Source organism: Methylophilus medardicus, assembly GCF_006363955.1.
GTDB classification, from domain to species: Bacteria; Pseudomonadota; Gammaproteobacteria; order Burkholderiales; family Methylophilaceae; genus Methylophilus; species Methylophilus medardensis.
Genome location: NZ_CP040948.1, coordinates 1,831,932 through 1,851,112, shown reverse-complemented (window position 1 = coordinate 1,851,112; position 19,181 = coordinate 1,831,932). Strand labels below are relative to the sequence as shown.

The following is a 19,181-nucleotide window of genomic DNA, read 5'->3' as shown; positions in this document are numbered from 1 at the left end:
TTAGTGGGTGAGCGCATGGTCATCGTCGGCGTCAAATAGGCCCATGGCCTCTTGTTCATCCACCACATAATGTTTATTACAAAAATCGCATTGAATCTGCACACTGCCTTGTTCGTCCAAAATACTACGCACTTCGGCCAATCCGAGCATTTGCAACATATTGGTGACTGTGGTTTGTGAGCAGCTGCAATAGGCCAGCACTTCGCGGCTGCTAAACAAACGCACATCCTCTTCTACGAATAGGCGCTGCAACAAGGTCACGGCGTCTAAATCCAACAACTCACGGTCACTGACGGTGCCTGCCAAATGCTGTACGCGGTTCCAGCAATCGAGATCACTTTCTTGTTGTTGCGGTAGCTTTTGCAACAGCAGGCCTGCTGCGCTGTCGCCCTCAGCCGCCAGCCAAAGACGGGTATCAATTTGCTGCGAGCGCAACATATAGTTTTCCAGCATGCTGGCAATACTGTCGCCCTCGAGCGGGACGATGCCTTGATAAGGTTCTCCTGCTTCTGGTACAAGTGTGATCACCATTTGGCCATGTTTCAACCAATCGGTCAGCGTGTCACCCTCTAGCTCGCCGTTGACTTTCGCCGTGGCACGAATACTCAAGTCTGAGGTGCATTCGACCACCAGTAACTGCAGCGCGCCTTGGCTCTGCAATTGCAAAATCAGTTTGCCTTGCATTTTTAATGTCGCCGTGAGCAATACGCTGGCCGCCGTAAACTCACCAATGGTTTTTTTCAAGGCCGCTGGCAAAGGCTGATGCTCTAACGCAGTAAACAGGCTTTGATCAAGCTGAACGCAATTGCCACGCACAGCTGACTGTTCAAAAATAAAGGGATGCAGATAGTCTTGGGAATGTGCTTTTGTCATAACCGCTATTTTAACATTTAAGCGGATGCCTGCTGATGCACGACATGAAAAAGCCCGCACAAGGCGGGCATTTTTTTATCTACAAAGTTTAAAAATGGTAATTCAAGGTCGCACGCGCATTTAATGGCGCTCCCGGCGTAATGTTATTGTTGTTGTGCGCAAACAATGCATAGTCTTTGTTGGTCAGGTTCTCAATGTTGACCTGCGCGTCCCACTTGGGGCTGAGCTTGGCAAAAATTGCGGCATCAAAGCGGGTATAACCGGGGAGAATTGTGCTTTGGCTTGCAGTAGGCGGGGCGGCATACATCTCTGAACGACTCACCATACCTACACCAATTGCCCAGGTATCATTGATTTGGTATTTGTTCCATAAAGAGAATGTGCGAGTAGGTGTTAACGCTAATGCGCTACCTGCAAGAATAGCTCCGTTACCAGCCCCTTGCTGTTTGGTCGTTTCGCCTTCTTGTAAAGTATAAGCAGCCATGACTTGCCACTGATCAGTAACTTTTCCGCTCAAACTAAGCTCTAGGCCAGTAGTTTCTTGGCCATCGATCAAGATGTTATTGGCTGGTGAGTTTGGGTCAGCAGCCAATATGTTCTCCCGCTCCAGTTTAAAGATTGCAGCCGTTAATGACAGGGATGGTAGGATATCCCACTTGGCACCAATTTCTTTGTTCACAAACTTTTCTGGCTTGAAGCTGGCTGCAGAAACAGTAAGTCCAATGAGCTGATCGCCGGCGCGTGGAACATATGAGGTGCTATAGTTCGCATAGATTGAGCTATTGTCACTTGGTTTAAAGATTAAACCAGCGCGTGGTGAGAGTAAGTTGTTGGTTACGTTGATGTTACTCACAGGCGCTGTTGGTCTCAGATCCCTGAAGTCTGTATCAATACGATCATGCCGCAAGCCTATGACCGCTTGCCATTGGGGGTTAAATACGATCTGGTCTTGCATGTAGACACCCATTACTGTGAAGTCACTTTGCTGATTTCTCACCAACCGATTGAAGTTTACTGGCACACCAAAAGGCGACTGGGAGGATGCGGTCGAGGTAAATGTGCCATTATCGTCTGTTGTTCCCGTCGGTGCAGTACGGTTGTTTCGCGTATCTTGTATATTGATTTCAAAGCCACCTAATACATTGTGCTCAACTTCACCGGTTTTCAGTGTGTAAGTAATATCCGTCTGATTAATCAGATTTTCACGTTTGGTTTCATCTCTGTAGGCGGCGAGACTGAGTAGGCCTGTGGTGCTCACTGGGCTGTTAGCAAAAACATTCTGATAATACTTATCATAAAAGGCTAATCGTGAGCTATTTTTGACTTGCACACCGTTATCAAAAGCGTGGCTGATTGCTGCATTGAAGGCAACGGTTTCCGTCTCGGTTGGGCTGAGCTTAGCATTACCAAAAAACTGATCATAATCGCCAATTCTGAATGGTCGGCGATTAAAATCTGCATTGGTTGTCGTCAGTGCGCCCGTGCGTGTTGCCTGTGCAGGCACCCCCCGGTCTGCAATGCGCTCGTCTTTAAAGTACTCTGCACTCAATACCATTTCGGTTTTATCGCCTGGCTTGATCGTAAACGTCGGTGAAAAACCATAGCGTCGTAAATCCACGCCATCACGGTAAGAATTAGAGTTTTCATAGACCGCATTGAGTCTGAATGCCACTTCGTCCGTCAGTCCCTGACCGTAGTCTGCGCTGATGCGACGGTGATCAAAGCTGCCATAGCTGACGCTGAGGTCTTTCACTGGGTCCCAACCGGCTTTTTTGCTGACCCGATTGATCACACCACCCGCGCCACCTCGACCAAAGATCATGCCGTTGGGGCCTTTTAAAACCTCGATACGGTCAGTGTTGTATAAATCACGATAGGTTTGAATGTCGTCGCGCATGCCATCCACAAACAAGTCGCTCGTGGTCTGGTTGCCGCGCAACACCAGTTGATCGCGATTGCCTTCGCCTTGTGCGGCTTGCACGCCGGGCACATAGCGCACGGCATCAGCAATGCTTTGCATAGACTGGTCTTGCATCATGTCACGGGTAATGACCGTAATGGCTTGCGGCACATTGATCAAGTCGGTATCGGTACGGGTAGCCGTGCTGGAGCGTTTGGCGTTATAGCCTCTGATGGGCTTGGTGTCGCTTTTTTTACTTGCCTTCACCTCAACGGTTTCTAGCTCGATGACATTGCTTTCTGCAGCACTTAACGTTGTGACTGGTAGCGCGGCGCTAGCCATCAAAAAACCAAAGGCCATCAATACAGGACGAGGGGTGAGACGGGGAGTGGCAGGACGTTTCATAGTAGTCAATTTAATACTCATTGAATGATTGTCGCGAATGTTAAACTAATTGATAATCGTTATCAATAATAATCTAATAAATTCTGTGCCATGGGGGATCAATTGCGCAACGATGCGCGTTAATGCAATTGCCAGGACTCGATCGCCCATTGCCACAGTGCAGGCATAGACTGCAGCGCGGGTGTTGGGTTCGGGAGTTGAGGTAAAAAGTCAAAGGCACTGCGTAATGTGCTGACAAGGTTATCGCTAGGTAAAGCCGCCGCCAGAGTTTGTTTGCTGAGCTTTTGGCCTTGTGCATTGCGCACCAATCCAATGTGCGCATAGGTGGGTGTGGGGAAGCCAAGTTGTTGTTGCAAATATATTTGTCGCGTCGTGGAATGTAATAAATCTGCCCCGCGCACCACATGCATGATGCCTTGCAAGGCATCATCCACGGCCACGGCCAGTTGGTAACTAAATAAGCCATCGGCGCGTTGAATGACAAAATCGCCGATATCCCGACGCATTTGGTGCTGTTGCACGCCTTGGATACGGTCGTGAAACTGGATGGTTTGTGCGTCGGTTTTGATGCGCCAAGCGGCAGCTGTACCCGGTTTCACTGGCTGCACTAAGCATGTGCCCGGATAGAGGATGCCCTCTATGCCTTGCAAAGTGCTTGAATCGGCAATTTCTTTGCGTGAACAGGTGCAAGGGTAAGCTAGACCTTGCTGGCGTAATTGTGAGAGCGCCTGCGCGTATAGATCAGTGCGCTGGCTTTGATAAATAATCTCAGCATCCCATTCAAAACCGAAGCGTTGCAAGGTGCTGATGATGTCATCGCTGACATTGGGTAGGCATCGGGTCTGATCCACATCCTCAATCCGCAATAACCACTGGCCATGGCGACTTTTTGCATCACAATAACTGGCAACGGCGGCGACCAAAGAGCCAAAATGCAAAGGCCCGGTGGGAGAGGGGGCAAAGCGGCCAACCACCATGCGCTTACTTTGCCGCGTAAGGTGGAATATGCCAAGCCACCAGTTGCGCCCCGCGCAACTGTAAATGACAGGCCATACGCTCTATGCCTTGGCTGGAAACGTCAAACGTATAGGTGCGTTGCAGTTGCATGCGGCCATTGTGATCGCGCGCGAAACCCACGCGTGCGCAGGCAACCGTTTCATCCAAAAACTGCAAGTGACAGCGCTCTGCCAGCTGACGGCCGATTTTTAATGCCGCCTCACGTTTGGCAATCGAATCCATCCAAAACCAAGCACTTGTAATTAAAATGGCTAATAAAGCCCATTCAGCCATCGTTGTTCTCCCCGTAAGCGACCAAGTGTTTCAGTGTATGATGATTCAAGTTCATATTCCTATATCAGTGCAGCCCGCTATGAATTCAACCCGCGAAGCAAATGCTATTCAAGCTTATTATAATTTATTGCATGGCAAAGGGGCGGATGCCAGCATTATGGCGCAACGGGATGCCTTGCTCGCTGAACTGACCCCGATGCTTCAAAATCAGCCAAGCACCAGTGCCGCTTATCGCCAAGCGGTAGACGATTGCTTGGCAGATAAACCCGCCCAGCGTTGGCCCGAGTTACTCACCATTATCCGTGAGTTTTACCCGTTTTGGCGCGGGGATGTTAAAGCGGTCATGCAATACGCAGAAACAGTGGGCTTTGAATTACACCCGATTGGCTGGCAACCCGCGGTCATCGATCTTCAATCCGTGTGGCCCGCCTTGCAATCTGAAAAATTTGAGACGTCAGAGCTGTGGGCGCTCAATGGCTATGTGAAGGCGCTAAAGTCCATGGAAAACAAGCAAGAGATGGATATCGAGTTGCGCACCCGAATGGCTAAGCTGATGTTGTTGCGCCTGCGCGAAGCGCCGCTCTCGGAAAAAAATGCGTTCCGGATCACCGCCGATGCGACGTTGCCGCTGTTTAATCTCAAGAACACACGTCATTTATTTTTGAATGCCGTGCGCGAGTTTTATTATTTTTGGGCAGCCCATCCCGATGCGGCCGAAATGCTCAAACAACTGCAGCCGCCGGAAATTATCTAAATTTGCACTAAAATTGTGCAATGCACTTTCGTTAGTTCAATATTGGTGCAATTTTGGCTTGCTCCCCTAGCACTTTCTTTTAAAATCAATCACATAAAAATGGTCTGAAATTTGCTTTAGCCATGCGCATAAAAATTTGTGCATTTTTGGTGCGTGCAAATTTCACATAAGGCGTGCAATAAAGCAAAACGCCACCCTAATAATACTTATAGTTGGAGAGCGAAATGGAAGCATTAGTGTCAGCAAATGACGTGTTGTTTGTCTTGCTTGGAGCCATCATGGTCCTCGCCATGCATGCGGGGTTTGCCTTTTTAGAAGTCGGCACAGTACGTCAAAAAAACCAAGTTAATGCCTTGGTTAAAATCATGGTGGATTTTTGTGTGTCGACCATTGCCTACTTTTTTATTGGTTACAGCATTGCTTATGGCATTCATTTTTTCAATGGCGCCGAGGTGTTGGCGGCAAAAAATGGCTACGACCTAGTCAAATTCTTTTTCTTGTTAACCTTCGCCGCTGCGATCCCCGCCATCGTCTCTGGTGGCATTGCTGAGCGGGCCAGATTTAATCCGCAGTTAGCAGCCACCTTTCTCATCGTAGGCTTGGTCTATCCCTTTTACGAAGGCATCGCCTGGAACAACCATTATGGCTTTCAAGACTGGTTAAAGGGCAGTTTTGGAGTGGGCTTTCACGATTTTGCCGGCTCGGTCGTCGTGCATGCTATGGGCGGCTGGATTGCGTTAGCTGCAGTGATCTTGCTGGGTGCGCGTAACGGCCGCTACACCAAAGAAGGTCGTTTGCATGCCTATCCTCCTTCAAATATTCCATTTTTGGCATTGGGCGCGTGGATTCTCACCGTCGGCTGGTTCGGTTTTAATGTCATGTCAGCACAGGCCATCCAAAACATCTCAGGCTTGGTCGCAGTCAACTCGCTGATGGCACTGGTTGGCGGCACACTTGCTGCGCTGGTGCTGGGTAAAAATGACCCCGGCTTTGTGCACAACGGCCCGTTGGCCGGGCTGGTTGCCGTCTGTGCTGGCTCCGATGTCATGCACCCACTGGGCGCGTTGGTCACCGGTGCAGTGGCTGGCTGCTTGTTTGTGTGGGCATTTACGGTCACGCAAAACCGCCTCAAAATCGATGATGTGCTTGGCGTATGGCCCCTGCACGGCTTGTGTGGCGCATGGGGTGGCTTGGCCGCTGGTATTTTTGGCTGCACCAGCTTGGGCGGTATGGGCGGTGTGAGTTTCATGAGCCAATTGCTCGGCACACTGCTTGGCATCGTCATTGCCGTGGTCGGTGGTGTGCTGGTCTACGGCTTGTTGAAGAAATTTGTTGGGATTCGTCTGGACGCAGAATCTGAGTTCGACGGCGCTGATTTAAGCATCCATAAAATCCCTTCTGTTTCTGGGGATTGATCAAAAAAATATTGACTTAAGATAATTAAGTCTGTCGGGAGATAATAAAGTCTGTCGGAAAATGGACTTTAGAAAATAAAGCCTGTCGGAAATTAAGCAACAAAAAAACCTGCGATATGCAGGTTTTTTTGTTGGTCAGTACGTGTTGCTTAGGTTTTAAATATGAACAAGCTGACGGGTGTAATTTCTTATGGGAATTTGACTCAACAATAATTTGGTTGTCTCAGAATTTTTATCAGCAGTCCCTATCCCTTTTTGTATTTTTTTTAGTCTTTTTCTTAATCCATCGTAGTTAAGATTGAGATCTATTGCTGTTTGTTTGATAGATTTTCCGTTTCGTATAAATGATTCTAAAATTTCATTATCTTTTTCTCTCGGTATTGCACGTAATTGATGTTTGGTTTGAAATTTGGCCTGAAAAGACCAAAAATCTGAGCTCTCAAGGAATGCCGCCATTGCAAGAATTATCAGGGTTACTTCAGTTAATGGGTCTGCACTATACGGATTTAAGCAACGATCTAAAGCAGGTATTTTGCTAGTGTTATGTTTGAAAAAGGCTGAAAAATGTATTTCTAGCCATTCTTTTGGAAAGTTATCAACAATGTATTGAGATGGTGATGAAATATCGACATTTCTTTTAATTTTCCACTCATCTGAGTTTATTGTATTTCGCAGATGTGTTGAAAGTTTACGGACAGGCAATATCGTGTCAGAGTCGAGATATTCCTTTATGAATCTCTGATATCTATTGATAAAAACATTATTTGAACTGTTTGAATCGATTAAATTGGTTTGAGAGTTGTTGGACCTCAAGTTCCAGAATGGTGAGTAACGAAGAGAGTTATTTGATTGCCTATATTTGAGTGGTTCATTTTCATGCTTGTAACAAACGTCGAAGCCGTGTATTTGATGTTGCGTTTTCCAATAACTGAAACCATGGAAGTTTAAATCTTCAGATATGCATTTTTCACAAAAGGCATGAGTTGATTGATCTGCCTTGAGAGTGCAACTCCAATATTTATGAGCATCAAATGAGTTGTTACTTATTTTTAAGTGGTTTTGCCAGACCTTCAGGACGCTATGGTGTTTGAATAGAAATTCCTCAGTAAGTTGTAACTCCTGTGCTAAGTAAGTTAGCAATTGTTGTTTTTTGTGCTCTGGGTTTTTCTTTAGATATTTCTTGTAATAATGCATTCGCAGAGCTTCAAGGTCATTAAAGTCATTTAACTTACAAACTCTTCCAGCGTATCCAGCCAAAAATTCATCTGGCATTAGTGGTGGAATTATCAATCCTGAACTTATTTCATTTGCGGTCGTACGCATAAGCCTCCTAGAGAATAGATAACATCGGCGATTAGTTTTGCCTGGTCTTCGCTACCATCCCAGACGGTGGATAATGCATTTATCAAATCTTCATTATTTAAAACCAAGTCTCTAGTTGTTTTTTCATTGTTTAAAAATACATAATTACATATTTTCCTATACGACTTAGAATTGTTGAATCTTTCGCTGGATAATAGTCTGCTAATTTGAGATTGGCTAACACCAGTAGCAATCTCTATCTGCTTTTGGGTAATTTTTTTAGCTTTTATTTTTGCTGAAAGTTGCACTGGTGAATATTCAATTTTCATCCATGATATTATGCATAAATACATATATTGTTGGAATGATTTTTTTATGTTTTGATTGAGATATTGCTCAAAACCGATATGAAGAGGCCAAGCTAGCCATCGAAGCCCCCTATCCAGAGGGGCCTCGCGGCAAAGTGCTATTACGCAGATAGACTTTCTAGTTGCTGGAGCCATGATGCTCCCTGAAAAGTCGCAGTATGACTATTTAGCGAATTTGCCTTAGAGACAAGATATCTTCGAGGCGGTTAATGACACGATTAGGCAAATTGATGGCAGCTGTGCTGATTTAGAAAAAAGGAATAACGATGCCATGAACACTAACTATATAGTGGTCGTCGTTATCGTCAACACCAATGGTTTTAATGTATCTTAGATTAAGAAAGACGTTCATCATTAGATACCGCTATTTAGTCCGTTGCTCTTCAAAACCTTTGTAAACCAAATCCAAAAGCATTGCAGCCATAGCCTTCTTCACATGGATTTTACCCATGACTTGTTCTGACATAGACTTATGCGATTGATAGGCGGAAATAACTGCGTCTTCAAAGATATTGATAAAGTCTGGACTCGCCCCGAACTGGTTTTTGGTATTGGCAGCAGATTGTTTAGCCAACACGTCCGATTCCATCATTTTGTCTCTAATGTGGGCGGCATAGTTAATCATATCAGCATCAGTTAGCTCATTGCCTTCAAACAGTTCATTCATTTGAGCAACAATCTCTCTGAGCATTGCTTTTGCCGGATCCTTAGGAGCACCACTACCAGCCCCCGTAATCGGTTTGAGCGTGTTATCTTCACCCTCATCTTTGCCACCACCCCAAAGGTTCTTTGTGCCCTTATCACGCAAGTTATAGTGGGTCATTAAAACATCAGAAAGGTCAATCTCGTCTGTTCTGTTATCCTCTACAATCAGAGGACTCAAATGTTTAAAGAATATGCTTCTGCGTTCAAGGTCTGTGTCACTGTAATCAACGATTTGCGATAGAAAGTCATAAATACGCACAAATGTAGCAATATCCTTTCGGAACAATTCAAGCGCATCCACTTCCTTTTGTTGCTCAGGTACTGAAGCTTTAGCCTCTTTCATGCGTACTCTAAATCGTTGAACAGCAGGAGCGATATGCGACTGAATCTCTGACTGTTTTGCTTTAGGTTTCAAGTAAGCAGCAACAAACGCATCGATTTCACTGAATGTGTAAATGCCCGTGGCATCAAGCTTGGTTTGTAAATTATGAATTATGTTAGGATCGGTTACATCCGATAGCTCAGCAGTTTCATGGTATTTCTTGAACTCGGACAATATCTCGTTTTCATCGTTTACAAAGTCGATAACAAACGTGTCTGTCTTTCCAGGATATGTGCGATTAAGACGGGATAAGGTTTGTACAGTTGTAACACCTGATAGCTTCTTATCGACATACATCGCAACCAGTTTTGGTTGATCAAAACCAGTCTGGAATTTATTGGCCACCAACATAACTTGATACTCGTCCGTATCAAACGCCTCACGTAACTCACGCCCTTTAAGGCCTGGGTTCATATTGTTTTCAGTAAACTTGTCAGGGCCACTTTCTGCGTCAAACACCTCTCCAGAAAACGCCACTAATGATGAAACGTCTTTGTAGCCCTGTGTTTCAATGTATTTATCAATCGCAATTTTGTAGCGCACAGCTTCTTTGCGTGAACTGGTGACTACCATGGCTTTTGCTTTACCATCCAAACGCCATGCGACATTCGCTCTGAAATGCTCGACAATCACTTGTACTTTTTGCGAGATATTATGAGGATGCAGACGGACCCAACGCATGAGTGACTTTAAGGCTTTGCTTTGGTCTACCTGTTCGCTGTCATAGTCTTGACCATTAAAAGCTAATCTAAACGCCATTTTGTAGGGCGTATAGTTTTTAAGCACATCAAGAATAAAGCCTTCTTCAATGGCTTGGCGCATTGAGTAAACGTGGAATGGCTCAGGTAAGCCAAATGCACCAACACGGCCAAATAATTCCATGGTTTTCGCTTTAGGTGTGGCAGTAAAAGCAAAAAAACTAATATTCTTTGGTTGGAGCCTGCCAGCCATTTCAGCCTCAAGTAGCTCTTCAATATCAATCTCAGCGCCATCCTCAATTTCTTGCGTACGCTCAGCACTCAATACTTGCTTTAATTTCTTTGCTGTAGCGCCAGTTTGCGATGAATGCGCTTCATCAGCAATCACGGCAAAGCTTCTATCTTTCAAACTGGTTGATTCACGGATGGCATCCAATACGAATGGAAACGTCTGGATGGTGACAATAATGATAGGCACTCTGTCTTGTAATGCTTTGGTGAGTTTTGAGGATTTAGAGCTACCTTCATTGGTGACTTTTTCAACAACACCATGTTTATGCTCAAACTGATAAATCGCATCCTGCAATTGTGAGTCGAGCACGGTTCTGTCGGTAATTACGATGACTGAATCAAACAGTTTTTTGTCATTTGGATCATGCAAACTGGCAAGTTGATGTGCTGTCCATGCAATCGAGTTGGTTTTACCAGAACCCGCTGAGTGCTGGATGAGATACTTTTGACCAGTACCTTCAATTTGTGCAGTATCTACCAATTTTGTGACAGCTTCCCATTGATGGAAGCGAGGGAATATCATTGATATTTTTTCAGTGGATGTGCCATCGTCATCAGCAATGGATTCTTTTTCCAGATGAACGAATCTACCGACGATATTTAACCAAGCATCACGATCCAGCACACGCTCCCACAAATAACTGGTGCGGTAGCCATTTGGATTAACTGGATTACCCTTACCACCATGGTCGCCTAAGTTAAATGGCAAAAAGAAAGTATCTTTACCCTTAAGATGGGTGGTCATAAACACTTCGTCAGTTGAGACTGCAAAATGCACTAAAGAACGCTTATTAAATATAAGCAAAGGCTCTTCACGCTTCGTTACAACATCTTTGGGTACTCTGTCATGCTTGTACTGATTTATCGCGTCCTGAACCGATTGTGTGAAATCTGTCTTGAGTTCTGCTGTGGCAACTGGAATACCATTGATGAAGAAAACCAAATCAATCGAATTTTGATTAGATAGTGAATAATGCACCTGTCGCATAACGCGCAATTTCACTTGTTGATACTTGGCAATCGTATCGGCGTTTACTGACTGTGCTGGTTTAAACTGGCACATGGCAAACTTGGCATTGACGTTTTTAAACCCATGGCGCAGAACCGATAGCGAACCATCTTTATCAAGCATTTCAGCAAGCCTTTTAAGAAGGGTTTTTTCAGAGTTGCCGTTGTGCAGTGCTTTTACCTTTTGCCATTCTTTATCTTGCGTGGATTTAATCCAATCAATGACATCTTCAGGGAACAAGGCAAGCTCACTGTCATAGCCAGTGTCATCAGGCGAATAATGCCAACCTTGGGCGTTTAGATAGTCGCAAATATCTTTCTCGAAGTTAATTTCAGTATGTAAGTTAGCCATAAAACTCCCTATTTTTTATTTTTGTACTTAGTCATTTATATCCAACTTCCATCTTAGATATGGGCAGTAACTTACTAATGAAATCGACAACCCTGTATTTTGTTAGTGTATCGGTCATTTGATCTCCTTTGCCATCTCTTTAATAAGTTGTTCTGTTGATGTTTTCGCAAAGTAAGTAGCAACTCTATACAAGGCTTTGTATAACTCAGTCATTCTTAATTGAAAGTTAACTACATATACATAAACATCCTCTACGCTTGAAGGTGGGTGTTTCTTTCCGTTGTATTTATCTTCTGCATAACGAAATGCAGTCGATGTTGGGTCAGTTTTAGCCAACTCTTTCAAGGACTCTTTAATCCAATTGGGAACACTTTGATTATGATTTTTGCTCACATACGCAATGAAATTATCAGTTACAGTATTTAGGTTATGAGTACTCTCATTTGAGTCAGTAATAAACTTAAGAATTAGCTCAATAGAATGCCTGTACAAATAAAGTGTTGGATAAGCCACTTTGTAGTCTTCAATTCTTTGTTTTTTGATAGACTCAACCAGGGTGTCAGCCGCATCAAAATACTGTTGTGACAGCTCTAATAAGGTAGGTTTACCCATTGGAGTTAACGAAAACACCAAAGGCCCAGAGTAAGCATCTTCACGTTGCATGCCAATGTCATAAGCTATAAAAAGATTTTGTGACCTAGGCATAATTCCTCACGTCAATTTTGCCTGTCACCGCTGCTGAAATTAGGGCTGTGCGGTGTTCTTTGCACAGCTCAATGGATCGCTTGGCTTTTTCGATTAATTTGCTTCGCAAGGTTAAAAGTTTTGCAACTTCATTTTGCACAGTCATGGAGGCAATAGGTATCTTCTCTTTTAGCAGAAGATTCAAGTTCAATGGTCTATTACGACCAGCTGAACCGCGTGAGTTCTCATTTAAAAGAAAATCACCATGTGGTGTCATAAGCAAAGCAAATAGGTACTCGGTCAATACAACACCGGATACTCCTCTAATGATTGGGAATCGGTGGGAGACAACACATCCATCGTGCGCATCTTGAGCCATTGCGACGGATCCCTCCCATGCAAACTGGCCGCTTAAAATTAGGTCATTTTTTTTAACCCAAAAGAAGTCCGAATCGCCCATATCTTCAGAATCAGCTTCCTCCCGCTTGAACAGCCCTCGACCACGATTCAGAATCCCGAGTCGGGTAAAAGAATCATCAGGAGCCTGAATTACTGGCCTAGAAATAACCTCACACACGTACCCAAAACGAATGTATTCAGTCTCAGCCGAGGTCATTGCAGCCATAACTGTTGCCATGATTCTTTCATTGATAAATTCGATCAGCTTTTCTTGCTTGGCGATCAGGGTCTCGAGTTTGGCCGTTTCGCGATCGATGAAGGTGGCGATGGCTGATTGTTCGTCTATCGAAGGCACAAGGATCGGATATGACTTAAATGATTCCGTTGGCAATCTCCAACGACCAAGCTGAGAGCTTCCTTGGCCAAAAGGGAAGAAGAGCTTGCGGAGATACGCGTCCTGAAATACTGCTAGAAAATATCTATCTTCTACATTGGATGTTTTTCGATGGCGAAATACGCGATAGTCAGGGCTTGTTACTCCGGGAAATTGCGCCAAATCAATGAACCCAGTGATCAAGTCCATATGATTCATAGCGAAATCCCCCACCTCCACTATCTGGTACTTCGAATAATCCATCGACAATTGACCATCATTGCTTTCAATATCCTTTACTTGAATCCCACGCTGAGTTATGGATAGCACATCATGACCTAGTTCACCAGAAATACGTTTATGGATTTCAAACAAGCGACCAATCTGGCTAACAGACCATTGCTCTGGAATCGCCCCAAGCCACTCAACCCCCGAGCCCTTGTATTTCGGATACGGCTTCAGCTTCATGCCGTTATCTCCCTCAGGAGTTCCATAATTTCGGTAGAAACCTTCTTCAGATCTGCATCTATGTCTTCCAGCGAGCGCGGCGCGACGTACTTGTAAAAGTGGCGGTTTAACGGGATTTCATAGCCAACCTTGGTCTTGTCATGATCGATCCAAGCTTCAGGTACATGCGACAGCACTTCTCGCTCGAAGTAGGTTTGGATATTAGCCTTGAGAGGCACATTCTCAGTGTCGCGCAGGCTCGAATCTGGCTGCGGCTTACCTTTGTTTTTGCCTTTTTCACTTAAGATTAAATTGCCAGAATCGTCTTTAAGTGGGCGTTCAACAGTGATGGTGCTATAACCAAAGTCAGCGTTATCAAAGATTTTGCTGTGCTCGTTATCTTCAAACTTGCCATACAAGCTTACAATGGTGTTGATGTCGTTTTCACCTAGCTCTTTGCGTTTTGAACCAAGCGATTTACGCATTTTTTGGAAGTAGTCAGCTGCGTTAATGAGTTGAATTTTACCTTTTCGGTTGGCTGATTTGTGGTTCGATAGAATCCAAATGTAGGTGCTGATACCCGTGTTGTAGAACATATCGGTAGGCAAGGCTACGATGGTTTCAAGTAAATCATTTTCTATAATGTATTTACGGATTTCTGACTCACCCGAACCAGCACCACCAGTAAACAAAGGTGATCCATTGAGAACAATCCCGATCCGCGAACCACCCTCATGTACTGGACGCATTTTTGAAATAAGGTGAAGTAAGAATAATAGTGAGCCATCAGAAACTCTCGGCAAGCCAGGACCGAACCTACCCTCATAACCTTTTGACTCAAACTCTTTACGAATAACGCTTTCAATCTTTTTCCACTCCACGCCAAATGGTGGATTAGAAAGCATGTAGTCAAACTTTTTGGCTGGAAGCCCATCAGCGGATAATGTATTACCAAAAATGACGTTACCAATATCTTGGCCTTTGATAATCATGTCAGCTTTACAGATTGCATAAGACTCAGGGTTAAGCTCTTGCCCGTGCAATACCAATCTGGCATCAGGGTTTAACCTGTTTAGATACTCTTCGGCCACAGAAAGCATGCCGCCTGTACCAGCGGTAGGGTCATAAATGCTTCTAACAATACCTGGCTTGCTTAACACTTCATCATCAGACTCAAACAGCAGTTCCACCATTAAGCGTATCACTTCACGCGGCGTAAAGTGCTCACCAGCGGTTTCATTGGAGAGCTCTGCGAATTTACGAATTAACTCCTCAAACATCAACCCCATGTGCACATTGCTTACGTTATCTGGGTGCAAATCAATGGCAGCAAACTGCTTAGCCACCATGTAGAGCAAATTGGCATCATTTAAGCGGTCTAGTGTTGCCTGAAAATTAAAACGGTCAAACACATCGCGCACATTATCTGAGAATGCACCAACATAATTAACCAAGTTGGCATACGCATTATTGGAATCATCTAAGGCGGATACAAAAGATTGTTTCGAGGTGTTGTAAAACTGATAACCTGATTTTCTGACTAGAAAGCGGTCAAGTGCTTCTGGAGGGGAGTTCTTATTGGATTCAAATTCAGATAGAACTGCACCCTTTGTTTTTTCAAGAACGCAATCTAAACGTCTTAATACTGTGAATGGAAGGATAATCTTTCCATAATCTGATTGCTTAAAGTCACCACGTAACAAATCGGCTACAGACCAAATTAAGGAAGAGTTTATGTTAACTGCCTGAGTATTCATTAAGGCTCCATCAAGTCATTTTAAGCAGGACAGACTGAAAAAGCTTAATGGTCTAAAGTTATAAAAATCAAAGTTATATTTTTATTTACTCGCCAATAATTGCTTATCAGACTGACATTATTAGTTGTAGAAGATTTTTGGGAGTGTTAACTCTTAGTAATCAAGGTTTTATTTGACATATCTTATAACAGTGGTGCCTGTATTTAGATTGGTGATGTAAACATTTTTGTTTTTTGGTTCGGCATATTTTTGATTACCAGCGATTTGAATTATTTTTTCATAGTCTAATAATCACATCGCCCTTTTTCACCAAATGCTCTAAATTCTAAAAGCGAAAAATGGTGGAGTATATCGTTCATGGCGAACAATATTCCACCTTCACTATCTTGGTTAATCAAAAAAGACTGTTGCTTGACTATGCAGACCTCGGACACCATATTAGAAAATCCATAAGCAACAAAATCACTCTCAAGGTATTAAACATGGTTTGAGTTTTAAGCGGCAGCCTCAAGCTTTTCAGCACAGGATATGAGTAGTCCTGCAAAATTGGTTATATCGTCTTTAGTAAAGCCAGAAAGCATTTGTTGCTGAATTCCTTGGACAATAGAGTCACACTGATTTAAAACTCTAGCCCCTTCAGGCGAGATAGTTATGTCTACAGCTTTACGATGAACTTTATTTTCTGTTCTATCTATGAACCCAATGCGCTCTAATTCTTGGACAATCCGAATCATTGTCGGAGCGGATACAAAGCTGAGTCTTGCAAGTTCAGCATTTGATAGATAGGTAGCTTCGCGAAGATGTGACAACACTGCATATTGAGATGTTGTTAATCCATGCTGTGAGAGTGCCTCATCCATTTTTCCTCTCAACCCCTGTTGCACTCGCTTAATTAAGAACCCTATCTGACTTTTAATAGAGTCTTCAAACTCAATATTATGCACTTCTAGTCCTGTATTAGCTTGCGAACATATATTAGCATGCTAATATATGTTCGCATGATTAAAAAGGAGATGATAAATGCAAATGCAAACAAATTTAGATTTTGTTTCACTACAGGTCGTTGATATCAACAAATCTGCAATTTTTTATACTGATGTAATGGGTTTTAAAAAGGGAGATAGCCCAAACCAACATGCTGTTGTGTTTGAGACAGAGGCTGGTAGTATTTTTGCTATTCGAACACCTTTAATTGATTTAAGTCATGTAGAACTAAAGGGGGCTGGGATATCACTTTGGTTTAAAGTTGCGAATGCTGACAAACTTTACAATAAGTTGATCGAAAAAGAAGTGACAATACTAAAGCCAATTCAAGATGGCCCATTTGGGCGATTTTTTGTTTTAAAAGATCCTGATGGATATGCAATTACAATTCATGGTGAATCATGATTAACTCGGCCGGTAAGAGCTTTTTAATCTTTAGCGCCTTACCACAGAGTTTGGCTCGTTTCTGACGTTTGACATGAGGGGCGCGCTTTAGCGTGCCCCACTTGATGGATAGGTTAGGCAATTTTTCATAGCTTTATATCGTACGTAACCCATTGGGTTTGATTTGCTAACTTATCGTAAGTGCTTCTGGCGCGGTAATTGTTTTCAGCGGTAATCCAACGTATAACTGACCAGTTTTTTTCTTTTCCAACGTTACTCACTACTTCAATAAGTTTTTTACCCACTTCATTATTCATTGTCTCTTGTTGAGTCGACCAACTAAATTATTCAGAATTCACCCTGAAAAAATAATGATTTGGTCATAAATTCCAAAGGGCCTTTAAGTTTTCCTCAAGCCAGGCAGAATCGTGTTTTCTTAACCATTGAATGCCATTGCCCGGAATCCTTAATAAACCCCTTACAGAGCGGCCCTGATTATCATTTAAGATTTTCCTAAAATCATCTCGGTGTCGTTCAATCAGTTTTATTTGTTGCTGGCTTGACCATAATTCCTTTAACTTTTGATGATTTGATAAGTAATCTCTTAAAAATGATGCTTTAATTCCAAGCGACATACAAATAGATTTTCGATCAATACCACTTTCTATAATTTGGACAAGCTGTTGCTCTAAATTTGTGCCTTTGATTCTTGGTTTTTTGGGCCGGCTGATTTGCTTTTTATCAATATATTTAATTGCTGAAGTAATATTTGTATTAAAGTCGACCGCAACTCTACTAATTGGGATTCCAAGTCTTACTGCTTCTTTAAGCTTGTGCTGATTAATTGTGATCCTATTAAAACAGGCAACATCTCCTCCCAGAGTTAGATCTTCAATAACTCTGCTTAAGATTGATTCAAACTCTTCTGGTGATGTAAATAATAAGTTGAGCATCAATATGTGTTTCAACGGGTGTTTGCTAGCTTTCGAGCCCCTCACTAATGATGAAATAAAGCCACAATTCACATCGAATAAATCACCTAACAGCTCCTGTCCAAAAATACTCAAAAAATCTGAACCATAATATTTTACGAACTTATCTCTCAGTTGGATTGTGCGTGCAGCACCATCAAAACTGACAAGGTTCAATTCTGTGCATTTATACAAATAGCACCATCTCAACTTAGATTGATCTAGGTGTAAATTTTTTTGAGTTGATAGCCAATATCCCCAGTTGCTCACTTTTCTTAGACTCAATTCAAGTGTGCTTATGTCGAGTGCTATTTCTTTTAAATCACGTTGCGCTTGTGAGGGTAAATAAAGTCGATCTACATAGCCTCTATAAAAAGGAACTAAATATGTATCCAATGGCATCTGGTGATTAGAGCAAAAAAAGGAACTGGCAAATTGATGTTCGGTTATCCAGTAATTGAAGTGATGCTCGCTTAATTGAGCTTTCTTGCAGTTTTGGCAAATCTTCAATGTATGCAATAAATTTCCAGGAAATTTATTGAGACCAAGTAAGCCCCTTGCCCTTGAGTTATTTTCGGTAATTAATAGGTTATCAATGACTGTATTGAATAATACTTTATCAAGAAAGGGTATGTGGAACTTCAAGTTCGTGTGATTCAAAAGCAATTGCAGAGGTGAGCCAAGTACTTGCTTAGTATTATGCCCAAACTGATTTAATCGATTTGGAATGTCTAGTCTTAATGCTGAACTTGTGTTTCCGAACAGTATGTTGCTTGTCAGGTATTCAGCGTGGTGTGCCGATAGTTTGTGATATCTGGCTGACCATGAATATACCGTTTCATCCGGGAAAATATTTGGCAGTTCAAAGTCTGCTTCAAACATTGTTTTGTTTAGGCAACCCAGGAACCAAGAGATTTCAATTTGTCTTGCAAGTTATAAATGCGAAATGACCTGTCGGCAGTTTTACCAATACCAACTCCAATCAAATGGCCTACAGAAAATAGAAGTAACCAATGAGAGGGTTGCATCACAGGAATCATAAAAATTCCGACAGTTAAAAATCCTGTTATCAGAAATAGTGCAGTAGCTATTGAAAATGCTATTTTCTTTGGCAGTATATTTTTGAATGAAATTATTAACTTTCCTTCAGTCAAGTCCAGTATTTTTTGAGTTCTTAGAAGCTTAATTTGGTTATTTGTGATGCCAGTGACTCTCTGTAGGGTTTCCAACGGCTCAGATGTAGCTGCCAGTGCTGATGTTGTTGGTCTTAAATCATTAATTTGATTTTTTAGCTTTTGGTCTGAGTTCAGGGTCTGAAAATTTGATATGACGTTATCGCTGAAATTATCCAAATTCTTATCATCTGGATTAGCTCTCACAGCTTTGTATAAAGCAGTTAAGTACTTTTGGGTGATTTCATCCTCGGAGTCAATTGCCAT

The 19,181-nt window shown here is 42.9% G+C and carries 17 protein-coding genes; 3 read left to right on the top strand and 14 right to left on the bottom strand.

The features are described from left to right. From hslO to FIT99_RS08730, 4 genes are all read right to left on the bottom strand, one after another. On the bottom strand, positions 1-873 hold the full coding sequence (gene hslO / locus FIT99_RS08745; protein WP_140003938.1) for an Hsp33 family molecular chaperone HslO: 873 nt from the start codon (positions 871-873) through the stop codon (positions 1-3). Between the two features lie 88 nt (positions 874-961). Then, positions 962-3,178: a TonB-dependent receptor gene (locus FIT99_RS08740; RefSeq protein WP_223261319.1), complete on the bottom strand. Its 2,217-nt coding sequence runs from the start codon at positions 3,176-3,178 to the stop codon at positions 962-964. Positions 3,179-3,297: 119 nt separating this feature from the next. Further along, positions 3,298-4,155, bottom strand: coding sequence for a tRNA glutamyl-Q(34) synthetase GluQRS (gluQRS, locus tag FIT99_RS08735; RefSeq protein WP_140003936.1), 858 nt, complete (start codon positions 4,153-4,155; stop codon positions 3,298-3,300). 4 nt (positions 4,156-4,159) lie between these two features. Beyond that, the gene (locus FIT99_RS08730; protein WP_140003935.1) at positions 4,160-4,468 is read right to left on the bottom strand and encodes a DUF3301 domain-containing protein; all 309 of its coding nucleotides are present in this window, start codon (positions 4,466-4,468) and stop codon (positions 4,160-4,162) included. Positions 4,469-4,547: 79 nt separating this feature from the next. Here FIT99_RS08730 and FIT99_RS08725 point away from each other — a divergent pair, with 79 nt between their 5' ends. Both FIT99_RS08725 and FIT99_RS08720 read left to right on the top strand, forming a co-directional pair. Next, positions 4,548-5,222, top strand: a complete 675-nt coding sequence (locus FIT99_RS08725) for a hypothetical protein (RefSeq protein WP_223261161.1) — start codon at positions 4,548-4,550, stop codon at positions 5,220-5,222. Positions 5,223-5,446: 224 nt separating this feature from the next. Then, on the top strand, positions 5,447-6,637 hold the full coding sequence (locus FIT99_RS08720) for an ammonium transporter (RefSeq protein WP_140003934.1): 1,191 nt from the start codon (positions 5,447-5,449) through the stop codon (positions 6,635-6,637). A gap of 156 nt (positions 6,638-6,793) precedes the next feature. Here the strand turns inward: FIT99_RS08720 and FIT99_RS08715 are convergent, their stop codons facing one another. From FIT99_RS08715 to FIT99_RS08685, 7 genes are all read right to left on the bottom strand, one after another. Next, the gene (locus tag FIT99_RS08715; protein ID WP_140003933.1) at positions 6,794-7,960 is read right to left on the bottom strand and encodes a TniQ family protein; all 1,167 of its coding nucleotides are present in this window, start codon (positions 7,958-7,960) and stop codon (positions 6,794-6,796) included. Beyond that, positions 7,936-8,442, bottom strand: a complete 507-nt coding sequence (locus FIT99_RS08710; protein WP_140003932.1) for a helix-turn-helix domain-containing protein — start codon at positions 8,440-8,442, stop codon at positions 7,936-7,938. Before FIT99_RS08710 ends, FIT99_RS08715 begins: the two co-directional genes overlap by 25 nt. A 229-nt stretch (positions 8,443-8,671) precedes the next feature. Beyond that, positions 8,672-11,743 carry a type I restriction endonuclease subunit R gene (locus tag FIT99_RS08705; RefSeq protein ID WP_140003931.1) on the bottom strand — a complete coding sequence of 1,024 codons (3,072 nt, stop codon included), beginning with the start codon at positions 11,741-11,743 and terminating at the stop codon, positions 8,672-8,674. Between the two features lie 114 nt (positions 11,744-11,857). Next, positions 11,858-12,406 (bottom strand): hypothetical protein, encoded by a 549-nt coding sequence (locus FIT99_RS08700; protein ID WP_140003930.1) that lies wholly within the window; start codon positions 12,404-12,406, stop codon positions 11,858-11,860. A gap of 34 nt (positions 12,407-12,440) precedes the next feature. Then, positions 12,441-13,667, bottom strand: a complete 1,227-nt coding sequence (locus FIT99_RS08695; RefSeq protein WP_140003929.1) for a restriction endonuclease subunit S — start codon at positions 13,665-13,667, stop codon at positions 12,441-12,443. Continuing rightward, positions 13,664-15,403: a type I restriction-modification system subunit M gene (locus FIT99_RS08690; RefSeq protein WP_140003928.1), complete on the bottom strand. Its 1,740-nt coding sequence runs from the start codon at positions 15,401-15,403 to the stop codon at positions 13,664-13,666. Before FIT99_RS08690 ends, FIT99_RS08695 begins: the two co-directional genes overlap by 4 nt. Before the next feature lie 494 nt (positions 15,404-15,897). Continuing rightward, positions 15,898-16,347 (bottom strand): MarR family winged helix-turn-helix transcriptional regulator, encoded by a 450-nt coding sequence (locus FIT99_RS08685; protein ID WP_140003927.1) that lies wholly within the window; start codon positions 16,345-16,347, stop codon positions 15,898-15,900. Positions 16,348-16,423: 76 nt separating this feature from the next. On the opposite strand from FIT99_RS08685, the gene FIT99_RS08680 reads away from it, so the two are divergent. Next, positions 16,424-16,792: a VOC family protein gene (locus FIT99_RS08680; RefSeq protein ID WP_223261160.1), complete on the top strand. Its 369-nt coding sequence runs from the start codon at positions 16,424-16,426 to the stop codon at positions 16,790-16,792. Positions 16,793-16,917: 125 nt separating this feature from the next. Here the strand turns inward: FIT99_RS08680 and FIT99_RS12480 are convergent, their stop codons facing one another. From FIT99_RS12480 to FIT99_RS08665, 3 genes are all read right to left on the bottom strand, one after another. Continuing rightward, positions 16,918-17,088 carry an N-acetyltransferase gene (locus FIT99_RS12480; protein ID WP_223261159.1) on the bottom strand — a complete coding sequence of 57 codons (171 nt, stop codon included), beginning with the start codon at positions 17,086-17,088 and terminating at the stop codon, positions 16,918-16,920. Positions 17,089-17,151: 63 nt separating this feature from the next. Beyond that, positions 17,152-18,624, bottom strand: coding sequence for a TnsD family Tn7-like transposition protein (locus FIT99_RS08670; RefSeq protein ID WP_140003926.1), 1,473 nt, complete (start codon positions 18,622-18,624; stop codon positions 17,152-17,154). A gap of 8 nt (positions 18,625-18,632) precedes the next feature. Further along, positions 18,633-19,181, bottom strand: coding sequence for a hypothetical protein (locus tag FIT99_RS08665; RefSeq protein WP_140003925.1), 549 nt, complete (start codon positions 19,179-19,181; stop codon positions 18,633-18,635).